This window comes from Pseudomonas cremoricolorata (assembly GCF_000759535.1).
Classification (GTDB): Bacteria; Pseudomonadota; Gammaproteobacteria; order Pseudomonadales; family Pseudomonadaceae; genus Aquipseudomonas; species Aquipseudomonas cremoricolorata_A.
The window spans coordinates 2,685,739-2,703,853 of the sequence record NZ_CP009455.1 but is presented as its reverse complement, the minus strand read 5'-3'; the positions used below and the strand labels follow the sequence as shown (position 1 = coordinate 2,703,853).

The following is an 18,115-nucleotide window of genomic DNA, read 5'->3' as shown; positions in this document are numbered from 1 at the left end:
GAGGGCTCTTAGTCAATCAATCGGTTAGGCGCCGAGCTGGCATCGGCCAGGTCGGCGTTCAGCGCAGCCATCTGCGCGGCATCCAGCTCGCTGCCATGACGGGCAAGCAGGTTCTGCGCCAGGTTATCCGGGGCCGCCTCGTCGCTGGCGTCACCGCGCAGCAGCTCGAGCAGGCGCACGCTCAGTTTGTCGATGCTGGAACTGTCGCTGAGTTCCATGACCGGCAAGCGAATCCCGAAGCGTTCTTCCAGCGCCACCACCAGCTCGACACTCATCAGCGAGTCCAGACCCAGTTCCTGCAACGGCCGCTGGGTATCCAGGCGCGCCGCCGGCAGGCGAAGGATTTCACACACCTCGTGCTTGAGCATTTCGGCGAAGCGCTCGAGCAGCTCTTCATCACTGAGTTCTGCGAGCATGCGCTGGATGTCTTCGCCATCGTTGTCATCGTCCTGGTCACCGCTATGGGCGCGGGCCAGCTCGATGAAGCGCGGGCTGCTGGAGGTGGGCAGGAAGCGCGACAGCGCCTTGAAGTCCAGTTCCAGCACGCCGTGGCCATCTTCGCCCGCCAGCAGCATGGCTTCCAACTGGGCCAGGGCAACTTCGGCGCGCAAGGCTGCGCCGCCCATACGACTCTGCAAGGCATCCTTGATCTGCGAGTTGCGGGCCAGGAAGCCGACGTCGTCGATGGCGCCCCACAGCACTGCCGTGGCAGCCAGGCCCTGGGCGCGGCGATGGCGCGCCAGGGCTTCGAGCCAATGGTTGGCCGCCACGTAGTTGGCCTGGCCAGGGTTGCCGAACAAGGTCGTGGCCGACGAGAACATGACGAAGAAGTCCAGCGCCAGGTGCGCGGTCAGTTCGTGCAGGTACTGCGCACCTTGGGCCTTGGGTGCCAGCACGCGCTGCATCTGCGCCGCATCGAGGTTGCGGATCAGGCCGTCGTCGATCACCGTCGCGGCATGCACCAGGCCGCGCAGCGGCCAGGCACTGGCGTCGATCTGCTCGAGCACCTGGGCCAGCGCGGCGCGCTCGGTGATGTCGCAAGCCACGGCACGCACATCGAGGCCCGCCGCCTGCCACTGGGCAAGGCTGGGTTGTGCCTCGACGCTGTCGACGCCACGCCGGCCGAGCAGTACCAGGTGCCGCGCGCCCTTGTCGATCAGCCATTGCGCGGTGCGCAGGCCGAAGCCGCCCAGCCCACCGGTGACCAGGTAGGTGGCATCGTCCTGCAGGCGCAGTTCGCCGCTGATCTGCTCACGGGTATCGACGGTCTGCTCGATGGGGTTGCCGTAGGTGACGACGATCTTGCCGATCTGCCGCGCCTGCTGCATGTAGCGGTAGGCTTCGACCACCTGATTGGCATCGAACTCGCGGAACGGCAACGGGTGCAGGATGCCCTGCTCGAACAGGCCCATCATTTCGCCGAACAGGCGGCGGGTCAGCTGCGGGCGTTCGCTCATCAACTGGTCGGCATCGATGCCGAAGTAGCTGATGTTGTTGCGGAACGGTCGCAGGCCGATGCGGGTGTTCTGGTAGAAGTCGCGCTTGCCCAGTTCGAGGAAGCGGCCGAACGGCTTGAGCACGCGCAGGTTGCGGTTGATCGCCTCGCCGGCCAGGGAGTTGAGCACCACGTCGACGCCCCGCCCGTTGGTCGCTGCCAACACTTGGTCGGCATAGGCCAGCGAACGCGAATCGTAGACCTTGTCGACGCCGAGCAGGCGCAGGAAGTCGCGCTTCTCGTCGCTGCCAGCAGTGGCGTGGATGTCGGCACCGAGCCATTTGGCGATCTGGATCGCGGCGATGCCCACACCGCCTGCGGCGCCGTGGATCAGCACGCTCTCGCCGGGCTCCAGGCGCGCCAGGTGGTGCAGCGCGTAGTAGACGGTGAAGAAGGTGCTGGGAATGGTCGCTGCGGCTTCGAAGGACATGCCCTCGGGAATCCGCGCCACGGCATTGGCGTTGGTCACCAGGCGGTTGGCGAAGCTACAAGGGCCGAAGCCGACCACGCGATCGCCCGGGGCGAAGTCACCTTCCACGGCGCTGCCCTTGCCCTGCACCACACCGGCGAACTCGAAGCCCAGGGTCGGGCCAGAGAATCCGTTTTCGATGGCTTCATCGGACAACAAGCCGAGGGCGAACATCACGTCGCGGAAGTTCAGGCCCGTGGCGCGTACCGCGATGTCGAGCTGATCGGCGGCAGGCTGCTGCGGCTCACGCACTTCCCAGCGCAGGTTGCGCAATTGGCCGGGCAAGTCGAAGCCCAGGCATACCCAGCCCTGATGCTCGCTGTGATCTTGCGCCTGGCGCTCGAGCACACGCAGACGCGGCACGTAACGCCGGCCTTGGGCGTCGAGTGCCAGTTCGGTTTCGCCGTCGGCATGCAACAGCGCCGGCAGCATCTGCTCGATGGCAGTGCCCGCGGCCAGGTCGAGCAGGCGAATACGGCAGCTCGGCGACTCGTTGGCCAAGGTCCGGCCAAAGCCCCAGAACGCCGCGTCGGCCAGCCCTGGCAGGCTGCTGCTGGCCGCAGCGTCATGCCAGTGCTCAGCGGCGCCGCGACTGATCAGCCAGCACTGCGGGGCGATGCCTTGCGCTTCGCAGGCCTGCACCAGGGCCGCGGCCAGCAGGCAGCGCTCGGTCTGCCCATCGAGGCCAGCCGCGCTGTCCAGGCCTGCCAGGTGAATGATGTGCTGCGGCGCCTGGTCGAGCGCGGCCAGCTGCGCTGCCAGCGCCTGGGCATCGCCCGGTTGCAGCAGGCTGACCTGCTGGCCGGCGTCACTCAGGCCAGCCAGCAATGCCTTGCAGGCAGCCTGATCGGCCGAGCCTAGCAGCGCCCAATGCGCAGGTGCGGGGGCAGCCTGGACAGGCACGGCCTTGGCGCCACTGTCGGCGAGCAGCACGTAGCTGCCGCAGGCGGTGCCTGGTAGCGCCTCGAGGGTGCTGACCGCGCTCAGGCCATGGCGCTGCAATTCATGCATCCAGAAGCTCGGCGCCTGCTGACGCGACAGCGCCTGCTGCGGGCCGGCCAGCCACCAGTCGTTCTGCGCGCCGAACACGAAGTCGACCCAACGCGCCGGGTACTGCGCCAGCAGCGCCAGTTGACCCTGCGGGTTGAGCCGCGCCGCCGCCTGCGCCAAGGCATTGCCGAGCACGCCAAGGGCACCCAGATCGCTCGGCAACAGTACCCAGTCGAAGCTGCCCGCCTCGGCCAGTTGCTGCAGATCGATCACCTGCAAGGCGGGGCAATCGTCGCCCAGGCGCTGCTCCAGGTCAGGCTCGGCGACGCAGTAGCAATAGTCGAGGCGGTCAAAATCCAGCCCCGGGTACAACAGTTCGGCGAACGATGGCCCGCCGACACCGAATTCCAGCACCCGCAGACGCTGGCCTTCGGGCAAGTGCGCCAGGCGCTCGGCCAGGCTCGCGGCAATCCCGCTACGCAGGCGTTGCTGGCCGGCAGCGCCAAGCACCAGGCGTGCCAGGCTGGCGCCGCTGGTTTCGCGCGGCTGCAAGCTGTCCAGCGTGGCCTCGCCGTCGAGCAGGCCCTTGAGGTGGCGGCCAATGCGACCCACCGAATGGATGATCTGGAAGTACTCCGGGTAGCTCTGGAACAGCTCCTGCCAAATCGCTTCGCTGCTTGGGCGCTCGTCCAGCGCCGCCAGGCTCACGCTGCCGTCGTCACTGCGCAGCAGGCTGCCGTCCTGCTCGGCGTGGCGCAACAGGCTGGACAACCAGTCGCCGTGGCTCTGCGCCCACAGCGCCAGTTGCTCGGCACTCAGGCGGCCACCAGCCTGCTCGACCAGGTCGAGCACGAAGCTTGCGCACAGCATATCGAGCAACGGCTCGACCTCATTGAGGTAGCGTTGCTGCGCAGGTTCATCCTGCAGGCTGGCCATGGCTTCGACCAGCGCCGCAGAACCCGAGGCCGAGCGCTGCAACGGCACCACTTGGCCCGGCGCTGCGATACCGACATGGCCCAGGCGCTTGACCTGCACGGCACGGTCGTATTGCAGGCGCACGCCGCGGAAACGCGCATCCTTGATCGCCAGCACGGCAGCGCCGCTGGCGTCGAACAGAGTGAAATCCACCAGCAGCGAATGCTCGGTGCGCTTGCTTTGGCGCACCTCGACCCGCTCGGGCACGCCACCGGCAACGCTGAAGGCGATGCGCCCGAACTTGACCGGAATGAAGGCCAGGCCACGGTTGCGCCCAGGCTTGCTGGCCAGCAGCTCGGTAATCAGTTGGAATGCGCCGTCGAGCAAAGCCGGGTGCAGGTGCAACTGCGGCAATTCCTGGACGATGGCCGCAGGCACGCTCAACTGGGCAAGGATGCGACCCGGCTCGACCCAGGCAGCCGCCACCGACTGATAGGCCGGGCCGTAGTTCAGCCCTACCGCGCGGGTCAGCGCCAGGTGTTGTTCACCGGTGAAGTCGGCCGCACGCTCAGGCAGCGCCGGCGCGCGGGCTTCGAGCAGCACGCCACGGGCTTCACCGGGTAGACGCGCAACCACGTGCTGCACCCAGTCTTCCTGGTGGGCCAAGGTCCGCGAGCGAATGCGCAAGGTGCCGTCGGCTTCCTCGATCTGCACCCGCACTTTCTTGCTGCCGTCACTGCCTAGCAGCAACGGGTTGTGAATCTCCAGCTCTTCGATATCGATGAACTCGCCCGGCTGGTGCAGTTGCGCCGCCGCCATGGCCAGTTCGGTGAAGCCGGCGCCGGGGAACAGCACTGACTCGCCAACCTTGTGATCGCCCAGGGTGGGGAACAGCTGGGTATCGAGACGGCTTTCCCAGGTCAGCGGCTGATCCGGCAAGGTGTAGCCGAGCAGCGGATGGCTGCGCTGACGTTGCAGAGTACCGCCACTTTCGGCGCTGACCGGCAGCAGGAAGCTGTCGCGCTGCCAGGCGTAGTTGGGCAGGCGCACTGGCTGGCCAACCACCGGAAAGCGCGGCTGGCCCTGGGGTTCGATGCCGGCGATCAACAGACGAGCGACGCAGCGCTCGAGCAGCAGCGGGCTGTGCTCGTTGCGCTTGAGGGTGGCGACCACCTGGCCGGGTTGCTCACAGGCGTTGAGCACGTCAGTGACGTAGCTGCGCAGAATCGGGTGCGGGCCGATTTCGACGAACAGGTTCGAGCCATCGCGCACCAGCGCATCGATAGCGCCCTGGAACAGCACCGGCAGGCGGATGTTCTGCCACCAGTACTGGCTGTCCAGGCGTTGGCCGTCGAGAGCACCGCCGACCACGGTGGAATAGAACGCAATGTCGCCGCTACGCGGGGTGATATGGGCAAGATCGGCAATGACCTGCGGCTCGATCGGGTCCATCGCCGCCGAGTGGAAGGCGTAGTCCAGATCGAGGCGACGGGCGAACACCTGCCGCTCGGTGAGCACCTGTTCCAGCACGCTCAGCCCATCGACGTCGCCGGCCACGGTGGCGCCGCGTTCGCTGTTCTCGCCAGCGACCACGATACGCTCGCCCAGGCCCAGCTCGGCGATCAGCGCTGCCGTGGCTTCACCCGACAAGCCCACCGCGGTCATCCGCCCGCTGCCACGGGTCAGGCCCTGCAGACGACTGCGGTGATAGATCACTTGGGTCGCATCGCTCAGGCTCAGCGCACCACTGGCCCAGGCCGCAGCCACTTCACCGACGCTGTGGCCGACCACCGCCTGCGGCGTGAAGCCCTCGCTGCGCAGTACCTGGGTGACCGCCACTTGCAGGGCGAACAGCGCCGGCTGGGCGATCTCGGTACGCGCGTAGCGCTCGTCACCGTTTTCACCGCGAAGCTCGGCCTCCAGCGAGAAGCCTGCCAGCGGCTGGAACAGCGCATCGACCTCACGCACACCCGCGACGAACTGCGGATGCTCGAGCAGCGCGCGGCCCATACCCTGCCACTGCGAGCCGTTGCCCGAATAGACGAATACCGGACCGCTCGGCGCATCCAGCGCCTGACCGCTTTCGAGCACCGCGCTCAGTTCGCTGAGGCTTGGGTCCTGGGCGTAGTCATCCAGCGCCTGGGCCGCTTCGGCCGGATCGTCACTGATCAGCACCAGGCGCTGGGCGTGGGCGTCGCGGCGGAACATGGCCTGGTAGGCCACATCGTAATAGTCAGCCTGAGGCTGCTCGGCCAGGAAGGCAGCGAAGCGTTCGGCAGTGGCGCGCAGGCCCTGCTCGCTCTTGGCGCTGAGCAGCAGCGGTACACGGCGGGGTTGCGCCGGACGTGCTGCCTGGGCCTGAGGCGCGGGGCTCTGCAGAATCACGTGGGCGTTGGCGCCGCCGAAGCCGAATGAGTTGATGCCCACGGTCAGCGGGCCCTCGGCTTTCAGCGACAGCGGTTCGGTGATCACCTGCAGGTTGAGGTCGGCGAACGGGATAGTAGCGTTGAGCGCTTTCACACCAATGGTGGCCGGCACGGTACGGGTGTGCAGGCAGTGCAGCGCCTTGACCATCCCGGCCACCCCGGAGGCGGCCTCCAGGTGGCCGACGTTGCTCTTCACCGAGCCGATCGGCAGCGGATTGCCGGCAGCACGGCGCTGCGCCAGGGCCTGGCCGATGGCGCGGGTCTCGATCGGATCGCCGACCGCGGTGCCGGTACCGTGGGCTTCCAGGTAGTCCAGCTGGGAAGGTTCGATGCCCGCCTTGGCGTAGGTGCTGTCGAGCAGCGCAGCCTGGGCCTCGGCATTGGGCAGGGTCAGGCTCGACTTGCGTCCATCGGTATTGACCGCGCTGCCGGCAACCACCGCAAGGATGGTGTTGCCGTCTGCCACGGCTTGGTCATAGTCCTTGAGCAGGAACAGGCCACCGCCTTCGGAGCGCGCGTAACCGTCGCCGTTGTCGTCGAACGACTGGCAACGCCCGGTACGCGAGAGCATGGTGGCCTTGGCGAAGATCATGAAGCCGAACGGGTGCATGTGCAGGCTGATGCCGCCGGTCACCGCCTGATCGACATCACCGCTGAGAATCGCCTGACAGGCCTGATGGAAGGCCACCAGCGACGACGAACAAGCGGTGTCGATAGCCATGCTCGGACCGCGCAGGTCGTAGAAGAACGACAGCCGGTTGGCAGCGATGCTCATGGTGTTGCCGGTGGCGGTGGCGGCATCGATCGAGGCCAGGTCATCGACCAGGCGGTACGCCTGCTCCACGCCGGCGATGCCTAGGTACACGCCACAATTGCTGCCACGCAGGCTCGATGGCTTGATGCCGGCGTTCTCGAAGGTTTCCCAGCACATCTCCAGCAGCATGCGCTGCTGCGGGTCCATCATCGCCGCTTCGCGGGGCGAGATGTTGAAGAAGCCCGCATCGAACGCACTGATGTCGCCCAGCGTGCCGGCCGCGAACGTGTAACTGGTGGCGGGGTTGGCTTTGTCCGGGTGGAGGAACTCCGCCTTGTCCCAGCGGGACGGATCGACCTGGGTGACCAGATCGCGTCCATCCATCAGGTTTTGCCAGAAGCTGGCCGACGTCGAGCCGGGGAAGCGGAATGAAGAACCAACGATTGCTACCTGTCTACGCTTGATCAAAACCCATTCCTTCAAAACTCATCGGGGGCACCGACATCTGCGGCACGCCGCCAGCACGCTTGGCCGGCCGTCGTGTGGCAGGTCGCGAGGTCAATGATGATCGCCTGATTATCTGAAGCCAGTCGGCTCGCCACGGAAAGCTAGACACCTTCGTCCAATAAAGATGTCGGAAGTTTCCTAGATATGTGAATGAATGATACGCGGTCGGCGGTTTACGGAAAACCCTAAGGCTGCCTGGCCGGCCTGGATGGGCCAAACGGTTCACATTTTCGCCTATTCAAACGGCCTAAGTCGGGCCCGCCGGGCGCGCTGATGCCAAGACACGGCGTTATTGCAGGCTGCGCTCGAGGCAGGGCCGACAACCCAAACACAACCATTAGAGTGCAGTAAAACAGCAATAAAAGCAGATGTCTGATTGATACTTTTGGTAGGAAAAATCCGAACTCCTATCAGGAGAATTCCTAATAACGACTCATGGCTTGGACGTGCATTGAAAAATCAACCCCCAACTGCGACCCTCTGACATCAGTGCTTCAGTCGTGCAAGCAGGTTCGTGACGGATGCTGGCGCTTTAATCCGACGACGGCCGTTCGATAGCGCTGAAAATCTGGCAGATCGCTTCGCGAGCTACTTTAATCAACCTGGCCTGATCCACATCGATTCGAAAACCATTGAAGCCGGCTCTACTAAAGAAGAAAAATGAACGAACCCACTGTGATTGCGATTCTTCTTTGTACCTATAACGGCTCAGCCTACCTGCGTGAACAGCTCGACTCCTTCATTGCCCAGACCCACGAACGCTGGGTGATCTACGCGTCTGACGACGGTTCCACCGATGAGACGCTCGACATTCTTCGCCAGTATCAGCAGCGCCTGGGCGATCAGCTCGTCATTCTCGATGGACCCCGCCAGGGCTTTGCCAGAAATTTCCTTTCACTGATCCAAAACCCGGCGGTCAAAGGCGACTATTTCGCGTTCAGCGATCAGGACGACATCTGGCTTGAAGACAAACTGGCCAGAAGCCTCGCCGCACTCCGCCAGCACAGCCTGGACGGTCCGGCGCTGTATTGTTCGCGCACCGACCTGGTCGATGCACAGGGCAGGCACCTAGGGTTCTCGCCATACTTTCACAAGCCGCCCAGCTTCGAGAATGCATTGGTGCAGAGCCTCGCGGGGGCGAACACCATGCTGATCAATGCATGCACGCGGCAACTGCTCGCCGCCACCAGGCCCGGCGCGCACATCGTCGCCCATGACTGGCTCACCTACCTTGTCGTCAGTGGCTACCAGGGCGTGATCGTCTACGACGCACAGCCAACGCTGCTCTATCGCCAGCATCACACCAACCTGATCGGCTGTGACAGCAGCCTGCGTAGCCGGCTGACCCGCCTGACCTGCGCACTGCGCGGTCGCTTCAGCGAATGGAATGACATGAACCTCGCCCTAATGGCCATGTACAAGCCCAGCCTTCCCCAAAGAAACCGGCGCATCCTCGAACAGTTCGAGGTGGCCAGACGCAGCCCACTGCTCAAACGCCTGCGCCTGCTGGGGAGAACCGGTGTGTATCGACAGACGCTGGCCGGCAACCTGAGCCTGCTGGCGGCGGCAGTATTGAACAAACTATGAGGTCGCTACAGGGCCCTCGACGCCAGGCCTGGGCGTTCGTTGTAAGGGGTCAGACCCCATGCTAGTCTCGAACCCGCTCACAGCAGGCCCGACGCGGGCTGTAGGCGTCATTTGCCGTAATGCCCTGCTAGCCTCTACATGCCGTCGGGCACAATCGAATGGTTCCTGCGAGCTCTGCGCTTGCACTCCAGCACGCCATCCCGGGTCTCCAGCGAGGCGGTACAGCTGCGGGCTATCACCACTGTCCAATGCTTCGTCCAAGCCGCCGCGGGTAATCGGCAGGCACACGTACGGATGCCTTTTTCAACGCCAATCAGCAGCGCCGACTCACAGGCCCTGATCGCATATGGAGATATCTGAGCAATGAAAGCTACCCCCCTTGCAATCGCCGACGTCGTGCTTTTCGAGCCCAGGGTATTCGGCGATGACCGCGGTTTTTTCTACGAAAGCTTCAATCAGAAGGTCTTTGAAGACGCTATCGGCAGACCCGTGACCTTCGTCCAGGACAACCACTCGCGCTCGGCCAAGGGGGTGCTTCGCGGCCTGCACTATCAAATCAAACAGGCACAGGGAAAGCTGGTGAGGGTGACCCTCGGCGAGGTGTTCGATGTCGCGGTGGACCTGCGCAAGAGCTCGCCGACGTTCGGCAGGTGGGTCGGCGCTCACCTCAGTGCTGCCAATCATCATCAGCTGTGGATTCCGGAGGGGTTCGCCCACGGATTCGTCGTACTCTCCGAAAGCGCCGAGTTCCTCTACAAGACCACCGATTACTGGGCGCCCGAGCATGAGCGCAGCCTGGCCTGGAATGACCCGAGCGTGGCTATCGAATGGCCCCACGACGCCTTGCCCATACTCTCGGCCAAGGATGCAGTAGCGGTGAGCTTGAAAGATGCCGAGGTGTTTGCGTAGTGAATCCTCACCTCAGCCCCCATGCCGACCCCATGAGCTTGCTGTTTGGCCTGTGGAGGAACAGGTCGCTGATCTGGCAGATGACCAAACGTGAAGTGATCGGCCGCTATCGCGGCTCGGTCATGGGTCTGGCGTGGTCATTCTTCAACCCGATCCTGATGCTGGCCGTCTATACATTCGTGTTTTCCGAAATTTTCCAATCGCGTTGGGTGGGCGTCGACACTGGTAAAGGCGGTTTCGCGATTCTGTTGTTTGTCGGCATGATCGTTCATGGCCTGTTCGCCGAGTGTGCCAATCGCGCCCCAACCCTAGTGCTGCATAACGGTAACTACGTCAAGAAGGTGGTCTTTCCGCTGGAAATCCTACCGGTGATCACACTGGGCTCGGCCTTGTTCCATAGCTGCATCAGCCTGCTGGTGTTACTCATGGCGCAGTTTCTGGTGGTCGGCACGCTTGGCTGGAGTGCATTGCTCTTCCCGCTGATTCTGCTGCCGTTGATCCTCGCGACCCTTGGAATCAGCTGGTTTCTTGCCTCGTTGGGCGTCTACCTGCGGGATGTGGGGCACGTGATCACGGTGCTGACCACCGTCCTGCTGTTCCTCTCGCCGGTGCTGTATCCAGTCGCCGCGCTGCCAGAGGTCTATCAGCCATGGCTCAAGCTCAACCCGCTGACTTACATCATCGAGGAGAGCCGCAGGGTACTGCTGTTCGGACACCTGCCTGACTGGGGTAGCCTGGCCATTGCGATCGCCGTGGGCCTCCTCATCGCCGCCGCGGGGTACTGGTTTTTCCAAAAGACACGCAAAGGATTCGCTGATGTCATCTGATCAACCAGTAATCAGCGTCAGGAACATCTCGAAGTGTTTCTACAGCTACGACAAACCCCACGACCGACTGAAACAGGCGTTCATGCCACGCGTGCAGCGCTGGATGGGTGATGCCGTCACCCAGTACGGCAAGGAATACTGGGCATTACGCGACATCAGCTTCGATGTGCAGAAAGGTGAAACCGTCGGTATCGTCGGGCGCAATGGCTCTGGCAAGTCGACGTTGCTGCAGATCATCTGCGGCACCTTGACGCCCACCGAGGGCGTGATCGAAACCCGCGGCCGCATCGCGGCACTGCTCGAACTCGGATCAGGCTTCAACCCCGAGTTCACCGGGCGCGAAAACGTCTACCTCAACGGCGCCGTGCTCGGCCTTAGCCGTGAGGAAGTCAATCAGCGCTTCGACGCCATCGCCAGCTTCGCCGACATCGGGGAGTTTCTCGATCATCCAGTGAAGACTTACTCCAGCGGTATGGCCGTACGCCTGGCCTTCGCAGTACAGGCGCAGGTCGATCCGGACATTCTCGTCGTCGACGAGGCGTTGTCGGTCGGCGACGCTCGCTTCCAGGCCAAATGCTTCGAACGCTTGCGACAATTGAAGGAAAACGGCACCAGCATTCTGCTGGTCACCCACTCCAGCGAACAGGTGGTGACCCATTGTTCACGGGCCATTCTGCTGGAACAAAGTCGGGTCGAGATGATCGGCCTGTCGCGTCCGGTGATAAATCGCTATACCGACCTGCTGTTCGGACGAAAGAAGCAGGAAGAACAAGCCCTCAAGGCCGAGCAGTCCCCGGCGATAGACCACGCATTCTCGGCCGTCGAAAACCAGGTCAGCCTGCTGTTCGACGAAGATGGGTACATCACCCGCCCAGGCTACAACAAGCATGAATACCGATGGGGCGACGGTGCCGCGACCTTGACCGATTTCCACCTTCGCGCAGGCGGCAAGTCCTACCCTGCAAGCGTAGAGCCGGGTGAAGACGTCACCCTGACCCTGGCCTTCATCTTTACCCGTGCTGTCATCAATCCAATCCTGGGCTTCACTATCAAGACCAAGGAAGGCGTGACGGTGTATGGCACCAATTCCATTTTCCTCGACTGCAAAGAAGCCCGAGAAATGGGCACTGCCGGATCGCGGAACACGGCACGCCTGCGCTTCAAGAACCGGCTCGCTACCGGCGACTACTTCATCTCCATCGGCCTGGCTTCACGTGAAGGCGAGGATGTAATTCCCCACGATCGCCGATATGACGCCATCCATTTCGTCGTCGAGCCTACGCCCCGGTTACTGGGCCTGATCGATCTTGACCTCACCATGGAAATAACCCGGTAAGCCTGATGCACACACTCGAACGACATGGCTACAGCAAAGACCCAAACACAGGCGTATGGGTGCGCTCGGACTATCAGGGAATCGCCTACAGTGATGGCGATACGACCGAGACCGACCTCGCCAGAATCATCCGTGAGGCCAGCGACGTTTCCGTACTTTCAGATGAACTACCGGAATTCTGCACAGACTGGGCGAAGCTGTATCACCTGAGTGCGACCCGCAGCAACCTGCTGCGCCCCTTCGAACACCTGCTCAAAGGCCGAGTGCTGGAAATCGGTGCCGGCTGCGGCGCATTGAGCCGTTACCTGGGCGAGTGTGGTGCAGATCTGCTGTGCCTGGAGGGCAGCCCACGTCGCGCCGCCATTGCTGCCAGCCGGACGCGCGGCTTGGACAACGTGACAGTGCTGGCCGAGCGCTTCGATGACTTTTCGCTCGATGTCCAGTTCGACGCCGTCACCCTCATCGGCGTGCTGGAGTACGCCAGCATGTTCAGCAATGCGGAAAACCCGGCGCTGGCCATGCTCAAGCGTGTTCGCCAGTTGCTCAAGCCTGACGGCCATCTGTTCATCGCCATCGAGAACCAATTGGGCCTGAAGTACTTCGCTGGCGCACCGGAGGACCATGTCGGTATCGCCATGTACGGCATCGAGGGTCGCTATGAACACGGGCAACCCAAGACCTTCGGGAAGGTGGAGCTGGAACGTCTGATCGCGTCAGCTGGATTCGCCAGTTCGGCATTCATGGCGCCCTGCCCTGATTACAAGCTACCCAATTCGATCATTACCGATGCGGGATTCAAGTGCGAGGGTTTCGACGCCGCAGCCCTGGCCTGGCAGAACGTCAAGAAGGATCCCCAACTGCCGGAGTCGACCGTTTTCAATCTGGAAAAAGCCTGGCAAGTCGTATTCAACAACCGACTTGGCATGGACTTGGCGAACTCCTTTCTGATCGTGGCTGCCTGCAGCCAGTGTGAAACCCCCGATGACCCGGTGCTGGCATACCACTACAGCGTTGGCAGAAAAACCCTGTATTGCAAAGAGTCGCTGTTCGTCCAAACCGCCGACGGTATCCAGGTCGAGTACAAGAAGCTCGGTGGCCCTCCAAGCACCGAGTGTGAGCTCGACGAGGCTGGGGTATTCAACTACGTCCTGCCACGCATCGATGCGTACGCCAGCGGCAAGGTACTGAGCCTCGACTTTCTCGACAGCGCCGCCCGTCATGACTGGACCATCGACAGCTTCGCTCCCTTCGTAAGCAGGTACCTGGGCTACCTGCAGACGCTGCTCGAGGATGCCGGCACACCTGTCGATCTGCGCTCGGCAAAGTCGATTCTTCCAGGGCAGTTCATCGATGCCGTTCCGCAGAACATCGTCATTCAAGCCGATGGCACACCGAGGCTTATCGATGTCGAGTGGGAGATGGCAGGGGGCGTCGAGCTTGGTCATCTGATGATGCGCGCGCTTCTGCTGCTGATGGCTGCTGCCAACCCCTTCTATCCCAGTCGCGTCACGTTCAGTCGCCAGGAGTTCACCATCGGCTTGTTGGCCCGCGCCGGCCTGCACATCGAGCCTGATGACTGCGAGCGATACATCGCTGTCGAAGCTGCCTTCCAGGAGAAAGTCACGGGCAAGCGGGCCGATTGCTTTCTTGACTGGGCCCCTCAGGCGCCCATCCACAAACTGGGCTCGGCCGATCGACCTACGACGCTCGCGACACTGTATATCAGTGACGAAAATGGCACATTCTCCGAGGATCACGCAGTGCATCGGGAGGTGAGTGACGGCAACCAACGGATCAGGTTCAGCTTGCCCGAGCAACTGCCACCTTCGACGCTGTTGCGTTTCGATCCCGTCAATCAGCGCCAGGCATTTTCGATTCACCAGATAACCGTCTACGCTGACGCTGGCGTGCACTGGGAATGGCCAGGTGATCCGGCTCAACCCCTGGTCGTCGCTGGCGCATTGAGGGTTCCGCGCTCAGCCGATGTGCTCCATCTGGCCCTTGATGCCGACCCAAGCGTACGCATCCCTTATACCTTCGAACCGTCGCGGAGCAGCGGCGGGCTTGAGCTTGAGATACACCTCACTTTGTTCACGGACGAGCAATCGACTCAAGAGATCGACATGATGAATCAACCGGAATTAGTCAGACCTGGTACCGATTTGCAATACGCACTAGATCTGATCGTTGACTCCAGCAAGGATATCGTCGACGCGCTGGAGCGGGTCAAGGGCTTGCTGGATCATAACGGCAGTGCACCAGCCCACGCCGGCCCACACAACGACGCTTGCGCCGCCCCTCAGGCGGCTGAGCGCCAGGCCTTGCAACAGACGCAGATCGACCATCTCAATCAGACCCTGATCGACAAGGAGGCATGCATTGCTGGGTTGCGCGAGCAGTTGCGCGTGCAGCAGGTCGAGAAGGATACCCATATCCATAACCTCAACCTGCACATCATCGCCCTGCAATCGTCGACCAGCTGGAAGGTCACTGCCCCAGTACGCCATGCGGCAAGGCTGGCCCGCAGAGCGAAGACGGTGGCCAGGCTCCTGCCCTTGATCATCCGCCGCGGTGGCGGCTTCACCTCCACCGTGCACAAGGCGCTGGCGATCTGGCGCGAGCACGGCACGGTAGGTGTCGTCAGCCGCCTGCGCTGGTTCGCTGGCGCTGGCAACTTCGAGTTCGTTGGCCAGGAAACCCGGGAAGTGCTCGATCGGCACGACTACTCCACCTGGGTGAAGTATTACGACACCCTGGATGATCACGGTCGCTGGAAAATCAGCGAAGAAATCAGAAAGTGGGCCGATCGCCCACTGATTTCGATTGTCATGCCCGTGTACAACCCTCCGCTCGACCTGCTCCGAGAGGCCGTCGACAGCGTCAGGTCACAGCTCTACACAGACTGGGAACTGTGCATCGCCGACGACGCCTCCAGCGATGCGCAAGTGCGCGCCTACCTCACCACGCTGGAGAAGCAGGAGCGACGGGTCAAAGTTATTTACCGCAAGGAAAATGGCCACATCTCCAACGCCAGCAATTCGGCTCTCGAGCTGGCCACCGGCGAGTTTGTCGCCCTCATGGATAACGACGATCTGCTGTCCGAGCACGCCTTGTACTGGATCGTAAGGGCAATTCGCGATAATCCCAATGCCGGCATGATCTACTCTGACGAAGACAAGATCGACACTTTCGGCAAACGCAGCGCACCGTATTTCAAGTCCGACTGGAACGAATTCCTGTTCAGGTCACAGAACATGGTCTGTCACCTGGGCGTCTACAAGTTGGAACTGGTCAGGAAGCTGGGCGGTTTCCGCGTCGGTTTCGAAGGTGCCCAGGACTACGATCTGGCCCTGCGCTGCAGCGAGCAGTTGCAGCGCCAGCAGATCGTGCATGTCCCGCGAGTGCTGTACCACTGGCGCATTCACGCCGGCAGCACCGCGATGGCAGGCGGGGAAAAGCCCTATGCAGCGCTCGCTGGAGTCAAGGCGCTGGACGAACACTTGCAGCGCCAGGGCAACCTCGGCACGACCGAACTACTGCCGATGGGCATGTACCGGGTGCATTACACCCCGCCCGCGACACAGCCGCTGGTATCCTTGATCATCCCCACACGCAATGCTTATGGGCTGGTCAAGCAATGCATCGACAGCATCGAGCGGCTCACAACCTACAAGCACTACGAAATCATCCTGATCGATAATGGGTCGGACGATCCTGTAGCGCTGGACTATTTTGCCAGGCTCGACCAGCAGGACAATATTCACGTCCTGCGTGACGACGGCCCCTTCAATTACTCGGCCCTGAACAACAAAGCAGTGCAACTGGCCCGCGGAGAACTGATCGGCCTGATCAACAATGATATCGAAGTGATCACGCCAGAATGGCTGGACGAGATGGTATCCATCGCCATGCAGCCAACTGTCGGCGCAGTGGGTGCTCGCCTGTGGTATCCCGACGACCGCCTGCAACATGGTGGTGTGGTGGTGGGGGTGGGCGGCGTGGCTGGGCACTCGCACAAGTACTTGCCCAAGGGTGACTATGGTTACTTCTGCAGAGCCGCACTGATCCAGGAGTTCTCGGCCGTCACCGCAGCGTGCCTGATCATCAGGAAATCGATCTTCGAACAGGTCGAAGGGCTGGATGAAGAACACCTGAAAATCGCCTTCAATGACGTGGACTTTTGCCTGCGTGTGCAGGAAGCCGGATATTTCAATGTGTGGACCCCGTTCGCCGAGCTGTATCACCACGAATCGGCAACCCGAGGACTGGAAGATACCCCCGAGAAAAAAGAGCGATTCGCCAAAGAGGTGCAGTACGCCAAATCGCGCTGGCCGAAGATTCAGGAAGATTACACCTACAATCCGAACCTGACGTTGGATCATGAGGACTTTGGGTTGGCGTGGCCGCCGAGGGTCAAGATGTGAGTGCATTGTACATCGGTGATAGACAGTATGCGTCACCGCGCCGTTCGCAATCGTTCATACTGAATCCTGCCGAACAAAGTACGGTAAGCTCGGAATTTGGCCGCATCTCCCATAACAACATTTAGATGAATTAGCGATGTCAGACATAAATGCTAGCACTACAAAAATATCGGTCGTCATCCCGTCATATAAAGTAAAGCCACATATCCTCTCAGTGATTGAGGGAATCGGCGAAGAGGTCGAAAGGATTTACGTTGTGGACGACTGCTGCCCGGAACGCTCTGGAGATTATGTCGAGGAGCACTGTGTCGACAGTCGCGTCGCGGTAATCCGGCATGCTGAAAACCAAGGTGTAGGCGGCGCAGTGATGACGGGGTACCGAGCCGCCATTGCAGATGGCATGGACATCATTGTCAAAATCGACGGTGATGGGCAGATGGACCCAAGTCTGCTACCTCGCTTCGTTGAGCCCATCATCCAAGGAGAAGCCGATTATACCAAGGGAAATCGGTTCTTCGACCTGGAAGAAATCCGACAAATGCCGAAAATGCGACTGTTTGGTAACGCGATCCTGTCATTCATAACCAAACTCTCGTCCGGGTACTGGGATCTATTCGATCCGACCAATGGCTATACCGCAATCCATAAGGACGTTGCCCGGCTATTACCGTTTCACAAAATCAGTCGCCGTTACTTTTTCGAAACCGACATACTTTTTCGCCTCAACACGATTCGCGCCGTGGCCGTTGATATCCCGATGGATGCCAGATATGCGGACGAAGTCAGCAATCTCAAAATATCCAAGATCGTCGGCGAGTTCCTGATCAAACACTTGAGAAATCTCGGAAAGCGGATTTTCTACAATTATTACCTTCGGGACATGTCCCTGGCATCCATCGAACTGCCAATTGGCACATTCCTGATCACGATCGGAACGATATTCGGCGCCTCCCATTGGATCGACTCACTACAAACTGGTGTCGCGTCGCCTGCCGGGACAGTAATGGCATCTGCACTTCCCGTCATACTTGGAACTCAATTGATTCTTGCGTTTCTCGGGCATGACATCCAATCCGTACCAAAACGTGCACTTCATCCCGTAAAGCGACTACAACAGAGACCCCTTTAAAATGATCTACATTGTTGCTCTTATTTGCGTTCTCGGGATCGCGGCAGGACAGATTCTCTTCAAGGTCAGCGCCTCCGCACTGCACCGTGCCGGAAGCATCTTTGACTTCCAGTTTCTCGCCACCTTGTTCGCCGCCTTTGCGCTCTATGGAATCACCACGATTGCCTGGGTATGGGTGCTGCAAAAAATCGAACTCGGCAAAGTCTACCCACTCATGGCGCTGGCCTTTGTGCTGGTGCCGATAGGCAGCCATTTCATCTTTGGTGAAAAGTTCCAGATTCAGTATTTCATTGGAGTGGCGGTGATTATCGCCGGCATCGTCATTACCGTCAGGGCCTGAACCACGC

8 protein-coding genes are annotated in these 18,115 nt (G+C 61.3%); 7 read left to right on the top strand and 1 reads right to left on the bottom strand.

The window, feature by feature from the left end; translation table 11 throughout:
- Positions 1-8 precede the first annotated feature (8 nt).
- A complete protein-coding gene (locus LK03_RS11880) occupies positions 9-7,517 on the bottom strand; it encodes a type I polyketide synthase (RefSeq protein WP_038412570.1) in 7,509 nt (2,502 codons plus the stop codon).
- 699 nt (positions 7,518-8,216) lie between these two features.
- Here LK03_RS11880 and LK03_RS11875 point away from each other — a divergent pair.
- The 7 genes from LK03_RS11875 to LK03_RS11845 all read left to right on the top strand — a co-directional run bounded on the left by LK03_RS11875 (position 8,217) and on the right by LK03_RS11845 (position 18,108).
- Positions 8,217-9,143: a glycosyltransferase family 2 protein gene (locus tag LK03_RS11875; protein WP_038412569.1), complete on the top strand. Its 927-nt coding sequence runs from the start codon at positions 8,217-8,219 to the stop codon at positions 9,141-9,143.
- A 363-nt stretch (positions 9,144-9,506) separates the two neighbouring features.
- Positions 9,507-10,052, top strand: a complete 546-nt coding sequence (rfbC, locus tag LK03_RS11870) for a dTDP-4-dehydrorhamnose 3,5-epimerase (protein WP_038412568.1) — start codon at positions 9,507-9,509, stop codon at positions 10,050-10,052.
- Entirely contained in the window at positions 10,052-10,879 is an 828-nt protein-coding gene (locus LK03_RS11865; RefSeq protein WP_038412567.1) for an ABC transporter permease, read from the top strand. The genes rfbC and LK03_RS11865 overlap by 1 nt, the downstream gene beginning before the upstream one ends.
- Positions 10,869-12,215: an ABC transporter ATP-binding protein gene (locus LK03_RS11860; RefSeq protein ID WP_038412566.1), complete on the top strand. Its 1,347-nt coding sequence runs from the start codon at positions 10,869-10,871 to the stop codon at positions 12,213-12,215. Before LK03_RS11865 ends, LK03_RS11860 begins: the two co-directional genes overlap by 11 nt.
- Positions 12,216-12,220: 5 nt before the next feature.
- Positions 12,221-16,639 carry a glycosyltransferase gene (locus LK03_RS11855; RefSeq protein ID WP_038412565.1) on the top strand — a complete coding sequence of 1,473 codons (4,419 nt, stop codon included), beginning with the start codon at positions 12,221-12,223 and terminating at the stop codon, positions 16,637-16,639.
- Between the two features lie 136 nt (positions 16,640-16,775).
- The gene (locus LK03_RS11850; protein WP_038412564.1) at positions 16,776-17,768 is read left to right on the top strand and encodes a glycosyltransferase family 2 protein; all 993 of its coding nucleotides are present in this window, start codon (positions 16,776-16,778) and stop codon (positions 17,766-17,768) included.
- Between the two features lies 1 nt (position 17,769).
- Entirely contained in the window at positions 17,770-18,108 is a 339-nt protein-coding gene (locus tag LK03_RS11845; protein WP_038412562.1) for a 4-amino-4-deoxy-L-arabinose-phospho-UDP flippase subunit E, read from the top strand.
- Positions 18,109-18,115: the final 7 nt, after the last annotated feature.

Excerpts from the sequence above, each read along its gene's own strand:
- LK03_RS11875 (WP_038412569.1), top strand. The coding sequence starts at position 8,217 with ATGAACGAACCCACTGTGATTGCGATTCTTCTTTGTACCTATAACGGC.
- rfbC (WP_038412568.1), top strand. The coding sequence starts at position 9,507 with ATGAAAGCTACCCCCCTTGCAATCGCCGACGTCGTGCTTTTCGAGCCC.
- LK03_RS11860 (WP_038412566.1), top strand. The coding sequence starts at position 10,869 with ATGTCATCTGATCAACCAGTAATCAGCGTCAGGAACATCTCGAAGTGT.
- LK03_RS11855 (WP_038412565.1), top strand. The coding sequence starts at position 12,221 with ATGCACACACTCGAACGACATGGCTACAGCAAAGACCCAAACACAGGC.
- LK03_RS11850 (WP_038412564.1), top strand. The coding sequence starts at position 16,776 with ATGTCAGACATAAATGCTAGCACTACAAAAATATCGGTCGTCATCCCG.
- LK03_RS11845 (WP_038412562.1), top strand. The coding sequence starts at position 17,770 with ATGATCTACATTGTTGCTCTTATTTGCGTTCTCGGGATCGCGGCAGGA.